This is a genomic window from Sporomusa intestinalis (assembly GCF_055383785.1).
The window spans coordinates 2,790,149-2,804,759 of sequence record NZ_AP042390.1 but is presented as its reverse complement, the minus strand read 5'-3'; the positions used below and the strand labels follow the sequence as shown (position 1 = coordinate 2,804,759).

Sequence of the window (14,611 nt, the reverse complement as noted above, 5' to 3'; positions counted from 1 at the left end):
ATGGATCTACGGGAAAAAATTAGAAATATACCTGATTTCCCGCAACAAGGAGTTCAATTTAAAGATATTACCACACTACTTAAGGATGGAAAAGCGTTTCGGGTTGCGATTGACCGGCTGGCAGACCCCTACCGGGATCAACAGATTGATGTGGTGGTTGGTCCAGAAGCACGGGGCTTTGCCATCGGTGCGCCGCTGGCTTATGTACTGGGGGCCGGGTTTGTACCGATCCGCAAACCGGGGAAACTGCCGGGAGAAATAATCAGTCAGACCTATTCCCTGGAATACGGCAAAGACGCGCTTGAGATCCATAAAGACGCCATTCAACCGGACAGCCGGGTTTTAATCGCCGATGATCTGCTGGCAACCGGCGGTACTACCCTGGCGACAGTTAAGATGATTGAAGAATTAGGCGGAAAAGTTATCGGACTGGCGTTTTTAATTGAATTATGTTTTTTAAACGGCCGGAAAAAGCTGGAGGATTACGTTATTCATTCGCTGGTTCAATATTAATCAGTTAATCATAGAATAAGATATACATTTTGGAGCAACAGGGTATGAGGTGAGGCATGGGCAGTGGTGCGCAAGATAAAAAGAAACCAAATATTGAAGATATAATTGCTAAAATTAAAGCCAATCATCCTGATGCCCCGTTACAGATGGTTGAGAAAGCCTACCAGCTGGCTTATCATTCTCATGCCGGTCAACTCAGAGTCTCCGGTGAAGAATATATCTGTCATCCGCTGGGGGTTGCCAATATACTGGCCGATCTGCAGATTGATGCGGTTACCATTAGTGCCAGCTTGCTGCATGATGTGGTGGAAGATACGGATGTCACCCTGGAAAAGCTGGAAAAAGAATTTGGCAAAGAGGTTGCCATGCTTGTGGATGGCGTGACTAAACTAAGCCGGATAGAGTATAAATCCAAAGAGGAACAACAGCTGGAAAATTACCGGAAAATGTTTTTGGCTATGGCTAAGGATATCCGGGTGGTTTTGATTAAACTTGCAGATAGATTACATAATATGAGAACGCTTAAATATATGGCGCCCCACAAGCAGCAGGAGATATCCCGGGAAACCCTGGAAATTTTCGGACCGCTGGCCCACCGTCTGGGGATGTCCAATATCAAGTGGGAGCTGGAGGATTTATCGTTCCGGTTTTTAGAACCCGACAAGTACTATCGGCTTGTTGAGCAGGTCAAGCAAAAGCGTAAGGAACGGGAACGAATTGTCACGGAAGCAATCGCGCTGATGTCAGAGCGGCTGAACGCAGTGGGGATTACGGCGGAGATCCAGGGCCGGCCCAAACATTTTTATAGTATTTATAAAAAAATGAAGAAAAGCCACAAGCAGGATGTCAGTGAGATCTATGATTTATCCGCCATCCGTATTGTCGTGGATTCTGTAAAAGACTGCTATGGCGCCTTAGGCGTTGTTCATACCCTGTGGAAACCGCTGCCCGGCCGGTTTAAAGATTATATAGCCATGCCGAAGTCCAATGGCTATCAGTCCTTGCATACAACCGTTGTCGGCCAGTCCGGCCAGCCGCTGGAGATTCAGATCCGCACATTGGAGATGCACCGTATTTCCGAGTATGGGATTGCCGCTCACTGGCGCTATAAAGAGGGCGGTAAAGGCGCGCATAAAGATACTGATCAGAAGCTATCCTGGCTCAGGCAGCTGTTAGAATGGCACCGGGATTTAAGAGACCCGCGCGAATTTATTGAATCGGTAAAAATGGATGTTTTTGCCGATGAAGTGTTTGTATTTACCCCCCGGGGCGATGTGATTGATTTGCCTGCCGGTTCGGTGCCCATTGATTTTGCTTACCGGATTCACACCGATGTAGGTCATCGTTGTGTCGGAGCCAAAGTCAACGGCAAGATTGTACCGCTTGAGTATAAGCTGAATAACGGTGACATTGTTGAGATTATTACTTCCAAGCATAATAACGGGCCCAGCCGGGACTGGCTGAATGTAATTGGTTCATCGGAAACACGCAATAAGATCAGACAATGGTTTAAGAAGGAAAAGCGGGAAGAGAATATTGCCAAAGGCCGGGAAATGATTGAACGGGAGAGTAAAAAGCTCGGCTATGAATGGCGCGATCTGGTGAAAGGCGACCGCTTAAGCGAGGTCGCGAAAAAATTAAACATTACCAGTGAAGATGACCTGTTTGAAGGCCTGGGGTATGGTGGGGTAACCCTCCATGGCGTTATGTCCAAGCTCATTGAGGCTCACAAAAAAGAATTAAAAAGCACTACTCCGCCCGATGTGTCGGCGATGCTGGCGGAGCTGAAGCCGAAACGGCCCAAGAGCAAAGCCAGTCATGGCATATTAGTAAAGGGCGAATCGGGGCTTATGGTCAGGCTGGCCCGCTGTTGCAACCCGCTTCCCGGCGATGTGATCGTCGGCTATATTACACGGGGACGGGGCGTGTCTGTCCACCGCGACGACTGCCCTAATATTTTGAATAATCCCGAGGAGTACGAGCGTATGATTGATGTTAACTGGGATATTCCCGGCGATACACTGTACAAGGTATCTATTGAAATCACGGGTTCGGACCGGCCGAACCTGCTGTCAGATATTATGATGGTGGCAGCAGATGCCAAGATTACGGTAAGCTCGCTCAATGCTAAAGTCCATAAGAATAAAACTGCCGTTATTAATATGGATATTGATATTGCCAATCTCAGCCAGCTGGAGCATATTATGAATAAAATACGCAGGGTTCAGGATGTGTTCAGCGTATACCGGATGACCCAGCCTTTGGGGGGAGCCTGATGCGGGCGGTTGTGCAGCTTACCGATGCTGCAAGTGTAACGGTGGCCGGACAGGAAATAGCGGCGATTAAGACCGGCCTGACCGTTTTTCTCGGCATCAGTCATGACGATACGGAACAAGATGCCCGCTATCTTGCGGAAAAAATTGTAAATTTGCGCATTTTTCCTGATGATGTGGGAAAAATGAATTTATCGCTACAAGACATCGGCGGGGAATTACTGGTCGTTTCTCAGTTTACCCTGTACGGCGACTGCCGTAAAGGCCGCCGGCCAAGTTTCGATACGGCGGCCCCGCCGCAGATGGCAACCGGGTTGTATGAATTGTTTGCAGAGTTGTCCCGCGCCCGCGGGGTGGCTGTAGCCTGCGGGCAGTTTCAGGCGGAAATGATTGTGCGCCTAACCAACCATGGGCCGGTAACAATACTGCTGGATAGTAAACGTTTGTTTTGACAGGGAGTGGATTCATTTGAAGATTATTGAACTGCAAGTAGGCCACCTTGGCACGAATTGCTATATCATCTATTGTGAACAAACCTTAAAGGCGGGGGTAGTTGATCCCGGCGGTAACGCCGACACGATTATGGCTGAAATTAATCAAGCCGGCCTGACTGTTGAATATATTATTAATACGCACGGACATGCCGATCATATTGCCGCCAATAACGCGGTTCAACAGGCCACCGGCGCAAAAATTCTCATTCATCAGGCCGATGCCGGCATGTTGACTGATGCCCGGAGCAATCTGTCAACGTTTATTGGCGCCGGTATTGTCTGCCGGCCCGCGGACCGGCTGCTCAGCCACAAGGATACGATTACTATCGGAAATATTGAGTTGACGGTATTGCACACGCCCGGGCATACGGCCGGCGGTATTTGCCTGCTGGCAGACAAAGTCCTGATTGCCGGCGATACGCTGTTTGCCGAATCCATTGGCCGGACTGATTTTCCCGGCGGGTCCTATAGTCAATTAATTACAAGCATTAAAGAAAACCTGCTGGGCCTGGCTGATGAGGTTGAGGTTCTGCCCGGCCATGGTCCCAGGACCAGCATTGGCTGGGAACGCAATCATAATGCTTTTATTCAGTAAGCGGCCGCTATGATGAAATCACCTGCAGTTTGGATAAAAATAATTATTTTTATCGCCGGCATGTATGTGCTCAGTCAGGTAACTGTTATTTATCTGCCGCTCATAATTGCTGTTATTGCGGCCTTTGTCCTGAACCCGTTTGTTGATAGTCTGGCCGCGGCCGCCATCGGCAGGCACCAATACCATATACCCCGCAGCCTTGCTATATTGCTGGTTTTTACACTGGCAGCGCTGCTGCTGCTGCTGCTGACCACCTCTGTTTTGCTGCCGGTTGTTAGTGAATTCAATAAATTCGTAGTCGACTTGCCCAGGCTTGCGACCAAAATTAAAAGCCTGACACTGCTGCTGGCAGAACAGGCTAAAACAGTGCAGATACCTGATAACATCCGCCTGCTGATTGAGGATGGCATGAGCGGTTCGGCTGCTTATGGCATTTCTCTGGTGCGCAATGGCATTAACGCCGTATTTTCTTTTGCCACGCAAGTGATTGAGCTTGTGGTTGTGCCGGTACTGGCTTACTATTTTTTGAAAGACTGGCGCTCCCTGAAAACGGCGGTTATTACCCTTTTTCCCCGGTCGGCGCAGGTTCGGCTCACTAATGTCATTGACGAACTGGCCGCTGTTGTAAGCAATTATATCCGGGGGCAGATTCTGATCAGCGGCTTAATGGGGTTCCTGGTTTTTGTCGGCATGTACTTTTTAAAGGTCGATTATCCCATTGTGTTGGGGCTGTTGGCAGCCTTAACGGAGACGATTCCCATTATCGGACCGATCATAGGCGCTATTCCCGCCATACTGCTGGCTTATCTGGCATCACCGTTACTGGCGGTTAAAGTGGCAGCTTTTTATATTATCCTCCATCAGGTTGAGAATCATATCATTGTTCCCAATATTATGGGCCACACCATTGATTTGCACCCCATAATGGTAATAATAAGCTTGTTGATTGGCGGTCAGCTCTACGGAATCGCCGGGATGATTCTGGCTGTTCCGGTTGCTGCGCTGCTTAAAGTAATCCTTAGACACCTCTGGTATATTGACGAAGTAAAATAAAGACGGGTGAAGTGTATGAGTATTGATTTGTCAAATTTGCGTCAGAAATTTAGGGAGCGGGAGTATAAGCTGACACCGCAGCGCCAGATTATTCTACAGGTTTTTGTGGATAATCGGGATAAGCATTTAAGTGCTGAAGACGTTCATAATATTGTTCGTCAACAGTCAAACGACATTGGTCTGGCAACTGTGTACCGCACACTGGAATTGTTAAGTGATCTTGATATCCTGCAAAAGATGGATTTTGGTGATGGGCGCAGCCGGTATGAGATTAATGAAACAAGCACGCCCCATCATCACCACCATCTTATCTGCCTGGCCTGCGGGAAGGTCATTGAGTTTGAAGGTGACCTGCTGGAAGACCTGGAAACAGTCATTTCCCAAAACAGCAATTTTACCATTGTTGATCACCAGGTTAAGTTTTATGGCTATTGTCAGGAGTGCCGCGAAAAAAGTGAGGATTAAGGACTTTTTCTTTGCCGCCGGCACGACTATTGATGTCGCAACGGCTGTCCGGGACACGCTGCAGTTGTTTGGTGTTGCCGAGGCCGGGCCATGGCCGGAAGGAGTTCCTGTAACTGAACTGAACCCAGACAGTATGCTGATCACAGGTTCAGTTGGTTATGACGAACAGCTTATAAAGGTTACTGTTACGGTCAATTTCCATAAACCGGGAGCCGGGCCGGCAGCTTTGACCAAATCCAGGTGTGATTCCCTGCTGCCCGGGTCTGCCAAGAGTACAGACAATGAAGACGCAGCCGGACTTGTCAAACGACTGGTCCGGCTTGCTGTAGTTGGGCTAATGCGGGAGTTAACAGGCGATAATCCGGTTCCCTGGGGTATATTGCGGGGAGTGCGCCCGACAAAGCTGGTTCACCGTTACCTGGATCAGGGCCTTACCTATCCGGAGGTTACGGCCAGGCTTGTACAGGATTATGCCGTTCAGCCGGCCAAGGCTGAGCTGCTAACAGGCATTGCCATTCATCAGCGCCCGGTTATCAGTAATCCTGATAACCGGCGGCGGCTGAAAAATGTAAGTATTTATGTGGGTATACCCTATTGCCCTTCCCGTTGCCTGTATTGCTCCTTTCCGGCTTTCGTGCTGCCTGCACAGCGGGCTCCTCTGGCTGCGTTTCTCCAGGCAATTACCCGGGATATCCAAAGCACGATTGACCTTGTGCAACGCTTCAATTTGTCGGTAGAAAGCATCTATATAGGCGGCGGCACCCCCACCAGCCTGGAGGCCGCCGATTTGGCCGCTTTACTGGCCTTGGTCAAAGACGGTTTTTACGGCCTGCATACCAGCGAGTTTATTGTGGAGGCCGGCCGGCCTGACAGCCTTAATGAGGAAAAAATTGCTGTATTGCGGCAGTATGGGGTCAACAGGGTTAGTATCAATCCGCAGACAATGCAGGATAAAACCTTAAAACAGATTGGACGGCAGCATACCGTTCAGGATATAATAGATGTATTCGCTAAAATCCGGCAGGCAGGAATACCTGTAATCAATATGGATCTAATTGCCGGTTTGCCTGGGGAAGCGGCAGCTGATCTGGCAGATACGATGCAGCAAATTGCCCGGCTCGGTCCGGAAAATATTACCGTACATACATTAGCCTTGAAACGAGGCTCCCAATTGATGGAGGCAGTGCATGCCGGCGTCCTTGCCCGGCACAAGCTGCCTGATGAGAAAACGACGCAGGCCATGCTGGCCATTGCCGCTGATTATATCGCCCGGCTTGGCATGCATCCCTACTATTTATACAGGCAAAAATACATGACCGGCAATCTGGAAAATGTTGGTTATGCCAAGCCGAACACCGATTGCCTGTATAATATTCAAATCATGGAGGAACGGCAAACGATAATCGGTATTGGCCCTGCTGCCGGCACCAAGGCGGTAAGTCCCGCGCCCTGGCGGCTGCAGAGCTCTTACAATGCCAAGGATGTCCCAACCTATATAAGAAACCTGGATATGTACCTGAACACAAGAAATACTTTACTTGCAAGATTGTACAGTGACTGTAAGGAGGATTAATATGTTAACGACCGGACCGCGGGGAACAAGGGATATATTGCCTGACAGCAGCGTCTATTGGCAGTATGTGGAAAATACAATGCGGGAAGTGTGCAGAAATTTTGCTTATCAGGAGATCCGTACACCTATTTTTGAGCATACAGAACTTTTTTTAAGAGGTATTGGTGAAACTACGGATATTGTTGAAAAAGAAATGTACACCTTTACTGACCGCGGTAAACGCAATATAACCCTGAGGCCGGAAAATACCGCCGCCGTGGTGCGTTCTTATCTGGAAAACAAACTATACGCCGGCCCGCAGCCGGTTAAGCTGTTCTACATCGGGCCTATGTTCAGATATGACCGGCCCCAGGCCGGGCGTTACCGCCAGTTTCACCAGTTTGGCGTGGAGGCGATAGGGGCCCAGGGGCCGGCTATTGATGCCGAGGTTATCAGTTTGGCGGTGGAACTGCTGCAGCGGCTGGGACTGACTGATTTGAATCTACTGGTCAATTCCGTGGGCTGTCCGGTGTGCCGGCCTGTTTACCGGCACAAGCTGCAGGATTTTTTCCGGGATAGACAGTCTCAATTGTGCCCGGACTGCCAGTCGCGCTATGAACGGAATCCCATGCGTATTCTCGACTGTAAAAATGAAACCTGCACCGGCCAGGCGCAGGGCGCGCCCCATATGGTGGATTGTTTGTGTGACGACTGCAGCCGCCATTTTACCGGCCTAAAGGAACTGCTGACGGCAGCGGGGATCAGGTTTGCCCTCAATCCCCGTTTAGTACGGGGCCTGGATTATTATACCAAAACCGCTTTTGAAATACAGTATGCACCCTTAGGCGCTCAGAGCGCCGTATGTGGCGGCGGCCGTTATGACGGCCTGGTCGCAGAATGCGGCGGTCAGCCGACGCCAGGGATCGGGTTTGCAATCGGGATTGAACGGGTGCTGCTGGCTTTGGAAAAACAGGAACTCCTGCCCCCGGCCAATACGGGTATTGATGTCTTTGTTGCGCCGTTAGGAGCGGAGACGCAGCCGGCGGCTTTTCAGCTATTAACTGCGGCTCGCCAGGCCAAGCTTGCGGCTGATATGGATTATAATAACCGCAGTTTAAAAGCGCAGATGAAATATGCCAATAAATATCCGGCTAAATTTGTCGCCCTCATTGGCCAGGATGAACTGGCTCAGAATAAGGTAATGTTGAAAAACATGGAAACAGGTAGCCAGGAATTGATAGACAGGGCTGATCTGATACAGATGATAATAAAGGGGATGGAGAAGTAATGGCACAAATAGAAACAGCCAGTTACGAAACAACAATTGACACATTGCAGGGATTAAAGAGGACCCACGCCTGCAATGATCTGAATCAGGACCATACCGGGCAGGAGGTAACGTTGTGCGGCTGGGTCTCCCGGCGCCGGGATCATGGCGGGCTTATTTTTATCGATTTGCGTGACCGGTCCGGGATTGTCCAGGTGGTATTTTCCCCTGATGTTAATAAAGACGCGTTTACCAAGGCCGAAATGGTCCGCAATGAGTTTGTGCTGGCGGTACGCGGGGTAGTCAAGGTCCGTTCTGAAGGTACTGTTAATCCGAATATGGCTACAGGCACGATCGAAGTATATGGCAATGAGCTAAGAATCTTAAACACGGCGAAAACACCGCCTTTTTATATCCAGGATGGTATCGAGGTTGATGAGATCCTGCGTCTGAAATACCGCTATCTTGATTTACGGCGCCCGGAAATGCAAAAAGATCTGCTGCTCAGGCACCGGGTCACGAAGTCGATGCGCGACTTTTTGGACAAACACCGTTTTCTGGAGGTAGAAACTCCTATTCTTACCAAAAGCACACCGGAAGGCGCCAGGGATTATTTAGTACCCAGCCGGGTAAATCCGGGCAAGTTTTATGCTCTGCCCCAGTCACCGCAAATTTACAAACAGTTATTAATGGTGGCCGGCCTGGAAAGGTATTTTCAAATTGCCCGCTGCTTCCGGGACGAAGATTTACGAGCCGACCGGCAGCCGGAATTTACCCAGCTGGATATTGAGATGTCGTTTATTGACAGGGAAGAAATCCTGTCCCTGATGGAGCAGATGGTTGCCTGCATCTTTAAAGAAGGGGTTGGCACCGAGATTGCCGCGCCTTTTGTGCGGCTGACTTATGAAGAGGCGATAGCCCGCTATGGTTCCGATAAGCCTGACCTCCGGTTCGGGCTGGAACTTATTGATTTATCAGGTGTATTTAAAGATTCGGGCTTTAAAGTATTTGATGCGGTGCTGGCTCAGGGCGGACAGGTTAAGGCGATCAACGTTAAGGGCTATGCCAATGCACCCCGCCGCGAGCTTGACGGCCTGGTAGACTATGTTGCCACCTATGGTGCCAAGGGCTTAGCCTGGATAGCTTATACCGAGGAAGGCCTCAAGTCGCCGATTACGAAATTTTTCAATGAAGCTACAATTAATAAAATGACGGCTGCCGCCCAGGCGGAAACCGGTGACCTTTTACTCTTTGTCGCCGATAAACCTAAGGTTGTGGCCGCTGCCTTAGGCCAGCTCCGGCTGGAAATGGGACGCAGGCTTAACCTGATTGATCCGGACAAGCTGTCATTCCTCTGGGTCGTTGATTTCCCCATGTTTGAATATGATGAAGAGGATAAACGCTGGGTAGCGATGCACCATCCCTTTACTTCGCCCTGTGACGAAGACATTCGGTATCTGGGGAGTGAGCCCGGCAAGATTAAGGCTAAGGCTTATGATATGGTGCTCAACGGTATCGAGCTGGGAGGAGGCAGTATCAGGATTTATAACCGCACCCTCCAGGAAAAGGTATTCGCGGCAATCGGCTTAGCGCCGGCAGAGGCGGCAGAAAAGTTCGGCCATTTGCTGGAGGCTTTCGAATATGGTACTCCGCCTCATGGCGGCATTGCCTTTGGTCTGGACCGCCTGGTTATGCTGATGGCTAAAAGGGCTTCTATCCGTGATGTTATTGCTTTTCCTAAAACCCAAAGCGCGGCGGAGCTGATGATGCAGTCACCGTCGGAGGTTGGTGCGCGGCAGCTGAAGGAATTGTTTATCAAGTCCGAAGTGCCTGCCAGAAAATAACATTTGTTCCTGGAAGAATATACCGAGCGCTAAACTCTTGCAATTGCGTGATTTATTTGATAATATTAAGTCGAATAAAAAATCACGCTCATCCCCTGTTGTGTGCGTGTAATGTCTATGTTTTGAGCCAACACATCAACTTTGGGAGCCAGTCTCTGGTTATGGCCTGTATGCCCTGTTTTAGGGGGACACAAAAAGTAATCAGGCGAGCACCCACCTGCCGAGGGCAGGTTCAAAACAGAGGCAATACGGCGCGACGGGGAATGGGCGTGTTTTTTATGCCCTCTAATCTGCTTATTCTTAAAATTACAAATTTTTTTCAAGACTTTGTTCGACAAGAATTGACGTTTTTCACAATTTATGATATCTTTATTGAGTAAATTTTATATAGGGGGATATCATGAGCAACACACCAGGTGAAGTACAAAAAATTTCGGAAGTCATCGCTGATCCCACTCCATTAGGCGTCTTTGGTCTGGCCATGGTAACACTTGTTGCCGCATCACAGAAATTAGGCTGGACATCAGGCACGGCATTCCTTATTCCTTGGGCTTTTTTCTTAGGAGCCACGGCGCAATTATTTGCCTCCTACTGGGACTTTAAACACAACAATCTTTTTGGTGCCACTGTTTTAGGTGCTTTTGGTCTTTTCTGGTATAGTGTGGCAATGGCCTGGATGATTAAAGGCGGGGTATTCGGAGCCGCTCTTGCTGCCCAGGCTGATGTGAGTCAACTGGGATTCGCGTTTTTTGGTTACTTCATTTTTTCGGTATTTGCGACCGTAGCATCCCTGGATACGAACAAGGTTTTTATCGGGATTATGGTTTTGATTGATGTATTGCTCATTTGCCTGGCCCTTGATTCCTGGGGCTTCCACTGGGCTCACGCCATTGCCGCCTGGTCCGAGCTTGGCATCAGCATCCTTGGTTTTTACGCAAGTGGCGCTATATTCCTGAATAAGTTTGCCGGCCGGGTTGTCCTGCCGATCGGTAAACCGCTTGGTATCCTGAGGCGGGGATAATTAGGAATATCACTTAAATTTATATTTCCAGCTTAGAATGAATGCAAACACGACTGTCGTATCTCAGTTTTTGGGATACTATGGTCGTGTTTTTTTAGAAATATCATCCTGCCGGCTGCGGGTGGTCCCGCTTTTATTAAAATTGCCAGGCTGTGTTGCTTAATTAATTCTTGCATTGTCAACCAGGATTTTTGCCTGGACATTGAGAATACTTACATTACTTCTACTAAGAGCAGCCAGTCGTGACAGGGGTGGCGGCATTTGTCGCATGTTACAAGTGCTGTGAAATCTAAAACCTATTGTCAGGAGCAGTAAAGGATGATCGATAATATGGATTTGTTTGCTTCCAATTTATTTGAACCCCGCCCTGCGGATAACAGACCGCTGGCCGTAAGAATGCGGCCCCAAAGGCTGGCAGACTATATTGGCCAGGAGGAAATCATCGGCCCCGGTAAATTCCTGCGGCGCATGATTGAAAACGACAATATGCCGTCCGTTATTCTCTATGGCCCGCCGGGTACAGGCAAAACAACGCTTGCCCATATTATTGCGCAAACCACCGGCAGTCATTTTGAAACATTAAATGCCGTAGCTGCCGGTACAGCCGATATCAGAAAAGTGGTGGAAAGTGCGAAAGAGCGGTTGCGGAGCCAACAGCGGCGGACCATCTTATTTGTCGATGAAATTCATAGATTCAACAAAGGACAGCAGGATGTACTGCTGCCTTATGTAGAAAATGGTACTGTGATTTTGATTGGCGCCACCACGGAGAACCCTTATTTTGAAGTAAATTCGCCCTTGCTCTCGCGCATGCGCGTAGTTCGTCTCAAACGCCTTGACGAACAGGGGCTTATCCGCATTCTGGAACAGGCGCTGACAGACCGTGAACGGGGGCTGGGACAACGGGACCTGGTCTATAGCGAAGCTACGCTGCTTAAGGTTGCAGCCCTGGCCGGGGGCGATGCCCGGACTGCGCTCAATATTATCGAACAGGCGGCAGCCATGCTGGACCCCGGAGAACCAGGCATACTCAGTCCGGAGGTGATTGAAGCAGTGGCCGGCGAGAAGCTGCAGGCTTATGATAAAAAAGGGGATAACCATTATGATGTTGTTTCGGCCTTTATCAAAAGCATGCGGGGCTCCGACCCGGATGCAGCCCTGCACTACCTTGCTCGGATGCTGGAAGCCGGGGAGGATGTGAAGTTTATTGCCCGCCGGCTGGTTATTTGTGCCGCCGAAGATATCGGCAATGCCGACCCCCAGGCTTTGGTTGTGGCCATGACTGCAGCGCAGGCTGTGCAGTTTATCGGCCTGCCGGAAGGCCGGATTCCGCTGGCCCAGGCCGTTGTGTATCTGGCCTGCGCGCCTAAGAGCAATGCCGCCTACAAGGCGATTGATGCCGCGCTGGAAGATGTTCGCCGGCTTGATTTTGTCACAGTGCCGCCCCATCTCTGCGATGCCAGCTACCGGGGGGCGCGTAATTTCGGAAAGGGCGAGGGTTACCTGTATCCGCACGACTATGAGCACGGTTTTGTTACGCAGGAGTATATGCCGGCTAAGCTTAGACACCGCCGCTATTATCAGCCTACCCGCAACGGCCGGGAAGCCGGGTTTGCCGACAGATTAGAACGGCTGAGGCCGGGGAATGCCAGTAAAAAATAAAGCTAAGTCCCCGCGTTGGCGGGGCTTTGGCTTTCACAATGCCTTGTCTTTTTTTATATATTGTGTTCCTGCTTAAAGGGAAGAATAGGGCTGCCATTACCGCAAATAATAAATATTAAATCACCTTTGACAACTTGTTGTAATTTTGGTATATTAAAAAAAGAAAACCTATCGTAATACTCGGAAAAGATCAGAGTGGGAGAGGTTGTAGTGAAACTGTCAACGAAAGGACGCTATGGTGTTGCCGCCATGTATGATTTGGCTTTGCATTATGGTCAAGGCGCGATTTCACTCAAAAGCGTAGCTCAGCGCCAGGGAATATCAGAACACTATCTGGAACAGTTAATGGGTACATTAAGAAAGGCCGGCTTTGTAAAAAGCGTGCGGGGAGCCCAGGGCGGCTATTCGTTAACGAAGGAACCGGCACAAATATCTGTTGGCGATATTATCCGCATTATGGAAGGTCCGATTGCCCCGGTTGATTGTCTGCTCGCCGATGACGGCAGCAGAACTTTCTGTTCACGGGTTAATATATGTGTAACCCGCGGTGTTTGGGCTAAGGTAAGAGACAGCATCACTTCTGTGCTGGATTCTATCACTCTTGCTGATTTATGCAATGAAGAAAAGGGACAAGGAGATGAGTAGTATGAAACGTATTTATTTTGATCACTCGGCTACTACCCCGGTTGACCGGGAAGTTGCCGAATCAATGCTGGAATATATGACCGAGAAATACGGCAATCCTTCCAGCGTCCATTCTTTTGGCCGGGAAACCCGGAAAGCAATTGAAGAAGCCCGGGAAAAGGTGGCTGCTCTGATCAATGCCGCTCCTAACGAAATCATTTTTACCAGCGGCGGCACTGAGGGCGACAATCTGGCAATTAAAGGCGTGGCTTATGGCAACCGCAAAAAAGGCAATCATATCATTACTACCGCCATTGAGCACCATGCTGTGCTACATACCTGCGAATATCTGGAAAAACAGGGCTTTACTGTTACCTATCTGCCTGTTGATGAGCATGCCATGATCAACCTGGACGACTTAAAAAATGCGATTACCGATAAGACGATACTCATTAGCATTATGTTTGCCAACAATGAAGTGGGAACGATCCAGCCAGTGAAAGAAATTGGCCAGCTCGCCAAAGAAAAAGGGATTTACTTTCATACCGATGCGGTGCAGGCGGTTGGCAACTGTCCGATCGATGTTAAAGAACTCAACATTGACCTGCTTACTATGTCGGGCCATAAATTTCACGCCAGCAAAGGGGTTGGCGCCCTCTATATCCGCCGCGGCGTAAAAGTCGAAGAGATTCAGCATGGTGGCGGGCATGAGCGAAACCTGCGGGCCGGCACGGAAAATGTACCGGGAATTGTTGGTTTGGGTAAGGCGGCGGAGATCGCCCGGCGGGATATGGATAAAAAGGTTCCCTATATTAAAGGTCTGCGGGACAAGATTATTGCCGGCATCACCGAAAACATTCCTCATATCCGGCTTAACGGCCATCCCGAGCAGAGAATGCCGGGTAATGTTAATTTTAGCTTTTTATATATAGAAGGCGAATCTCTCCTGTTAAACTTGGACTTGAAAGGCATTGCCGCCTCCAGCGGTTCCGCCTGCACTTCCGGCTCACTTGACCCGTCCCATGTATTATTGTCTATGGGACTGACCCATGAGGTGGCCCATGGCTCACTGCGTGTTTCCCTGGGACGGGGCAATACCGAGGAAGAGGTTGATTATTTTCTGGAGGTAGTGCCGGAAATTGTGGAACGTCTGCGCAGCATGTCCCCGCTGTATGGCAGTGCCGCTGACTTTAAACCGTCTAATCCCTGCTCCAGTTGTCATCACCACTAAATAGCGAGAGGAGAAAA

Annotated in this window: 13 protein-coding genes and 1 other RNA gene; all 14 read left to right on the top strand. The window is 49.5% G+C overall.

Annotated elements, in window-relative coordinates; translation table 11 throughout:
* The 14 genes from ACZ481_RS13180 (at position 1) to nifS (ending at position 14,594) form a co-directional block, all read left to right on the top strand.
* Positions 1 to 513: an adenine phosphoribosyltransferase gene (locus tag ACZ481_RS13180; RefSeq protein WP_464765844.1), complete on the top strand. Its 513-nt coding sequence runs from the start codon at positions 1 to 3 to the stop codon at positions 511 to 513.
* A 56-nt stretch (positions 514 to 569) separates the two neighbouring features.
* On the top strand, positions 570 to 2,789 hold the full coding sequence (locus ACZ481_RS13175) for a RelA/SpoT family protein (RefSeq protein ID WP_464765843.1): 2,220 nt from the start codon (positions 570 to 572) through the stop codon (positions 2,787 to 2,789).
* Positions 2,789 to 3,238, top strand: coding sequence for a D-aminoacyl-tRNA deacylase (dtd, locus tag ACZ481_RS13170; RefSeq protein WP_464765842.1), 450 nt, complete (start codon positions 2,789 to 2,791; stop codon positions 3,236 to 3,238). Before ACZ481_RS13175 ends, dtd begins: the two co-directional genes overlap by 1 nt.
* 16 nt (positions 3,239 to 3,254) lie before the next feature.
* A complete protein-coding gene (locus ACZ481_RS13165) occupies positions 3,255 to 3,875 on the top strand; it encodes an MBL fold metallo-hydrolase (RefSeq protein WP_464765841.1) in 621 nt (206 codons plus the stop codon).
* 9 nt (positions 3,876 to 3,884) lie between these two features.
* Positions 3,885 to 4,928, top strand: a complete 1,044-nt coding sequence (locus ACZ481_RS13160; protein ID WP_464765840.1) for an AI-2E family transporter — start codon at positions 3,885 to 3,887, stop codon at positions 4,926 to 4,928.
* A gap of 15 nt (positions 4,929 to 4,943) precedes the next feature.
* Positions 4,944 to 5,393 (top strand): Fur family transcriptional regulator, encoded by a 450-nt coding sequence (locus ACZ481_RS13155; RefSeq protein WP_464765839.1) that lies wholly within the window; start codon positions 4,944 to 4,946, stop codon positions 5,391 to 5,393.
* Positions 5,383 to 6,966: a coproporphyrinogen dehydrogenase HemZ gene (gene hemZ, locus ACZ481_RS13150; RefSeq protein WP_464765838.1), complete on the top strand. Its 1,584-nt coding sequence runs from the start codon at positions 5,383 to 5,385 to the stop codon at positions 6,964 to 6,966. Before ACZ481_RS13155 ends, hemZ begins: the two co-directional genes overlap by 11 nt.
* 1 nt (position 6,967) lies before the next feature.
* Positions 6,968 to 8,233: a histidine--tRNA ligase gene (gene hisS, locus ACZ481_RS13145; protein WP_464765837.1), complete on the top strand. Its 1,266-nt coding sequence runs from the start codon at positions 6,968 to 6,970 to the stop codon at positions 8,231 to 8,233.
* Positions 8,234 to 8,268: 35 nt separating this feature from the next.
* Positions 8,269 to 10,056 (top strand): aspartate--tRNA ligase, encoded by a 1,788-nt coding sequence (gene aspS, locus ACZ481_RS13140; RefSeq protein ID WP_464770627.1) that lies wholly within the window; start codon positions 8,269 to 8,271, stop codon positions 10,054 to 10,056.
* An 89-nt stretch (positions 10,057 to 10,145) separates the two neighbouring features.
* A non-coding RNA gene (ssrS, locus tag ACZ481_RS13135) (6S RNA) lies at positions 10,146 to 10,323 on the top strand.
* A 133-nt stretch (positions 10,324 to 10,456) separates the two neighbouring features.
* Positions 10,457 to 11,077, top strand: a complete 621-nt coding sequence (locus ACZ481_RS13130) for an acetate uptake transporter (protein ID WP_464765836.1) — start codon at positions 10,457 to 10,459, stop codon at positions 11,075 to 11,077.
* Between the two features lie 330 nt (positions 11,078 to 11,407).
* On the top strand, positions 11,408 to 12,739 hold the full coding sequence (locus tag ACZ481_RS13125) for a replication-associated recombination protein A (RefSeq protein WP_464770626.1): 1,332 nt from the start codon (positions 11,408 to 11,410) through the stop codon (positions 12,737 to 12,739).
* A gap of 210 nt (positions 12,740 to 12,949) precedes the next feature.
* The gene (locus ACZ481_RS13120) at positions 12,950 to 13,384 is read left to right on the top strand and encodes an RrF2 family transcriptional regulator (RefSeq protein WP_144350397.1); all 435 of its coding nucleotides are present in this window, start codon (positions 12,950 to 12,952) and stop codon (positions 13,382 to 13,384) included.
* Position 13,385: 1 nt separating this feature from the next.
* The gene (gene nifS, locus ACZ481_RS13115; RefSeq protein WP_464765835.1) at positions 13,386 to 14,594 is read left to right on the top strand and encodes a cysteine desulfurase NifS; all 1,209 of its coding nucleotides are present in this window, start codon (positions 13,386 to 13,388) and stop codon (positions 14,592 to 14,594) included.
* The last annotated feature ends 17 nt before the right edge of the window (positions 14,595 to 14,611 follow it).

Bases quoted from the DNA above. Each gene is read 5' to 3' on its own strand.
- ACZ481_RS13180 (WP_464765844.1), top strand. From the start codon at position 1: ATGGATCTACGGGAAAAAATTAGAAATATACCTGATTTCCCGCAACAA.
- ACZ481_RS13175 (WP_464765843.1), top strand. From the start codon at position 570: ATGGGCAGTGGTGCGCAAGATAAAAAGAAACCAAATATTGAAGATATA.
- dtd (WP_464765842.1), top strand. From the start codon at position 2,789: ATGCGGGCGGTTGTGCAGCTTACCGATGCTGCAAGTGTAACGGTGGCC.
- ACZ481_RS13160 (WP_464765840.1), top strand. From the start codon at position 3,885: ATGATGAAATCACCTGCAGTTTGGATAAAAATAATTATTTTTATCGCC.
- ACZ481_RS13155 (WP_464765839.1), top strand. From the start codon at position 4,944: ATGAGTATTGATTTGTCAAATTTGCGTCAGAAATTTAGGGAGCGGGAG.
- hisS (WP_464765837.1), top strand. From the start codon at position 6,968: ATGTTAACGACCGGACCGCGGGGAACAAGGGATATATTGCCTGACAGC.
- ACZ481_RS13130 (WP_464765836.1), top strand. From the start codon at position 10,457: ATGAGCAACACACCAGGTGAAGTACAAAAAATTTCGGAAGTCATCGCT.
- ACZ481_RS13125 (WP_464770626.1), top strand. From the start codon at position 11,408: ATGGATTTGTTTGCTTCCAATTTATTTGAACCCCGCCCTGCGGATAAC.
- nifS (WP_464765835.1), top strand. From the start codon at position 13,386: ATGAAACGTATTTATTTTGATCACTCGGCTACTACCCCGGTTGACCGG.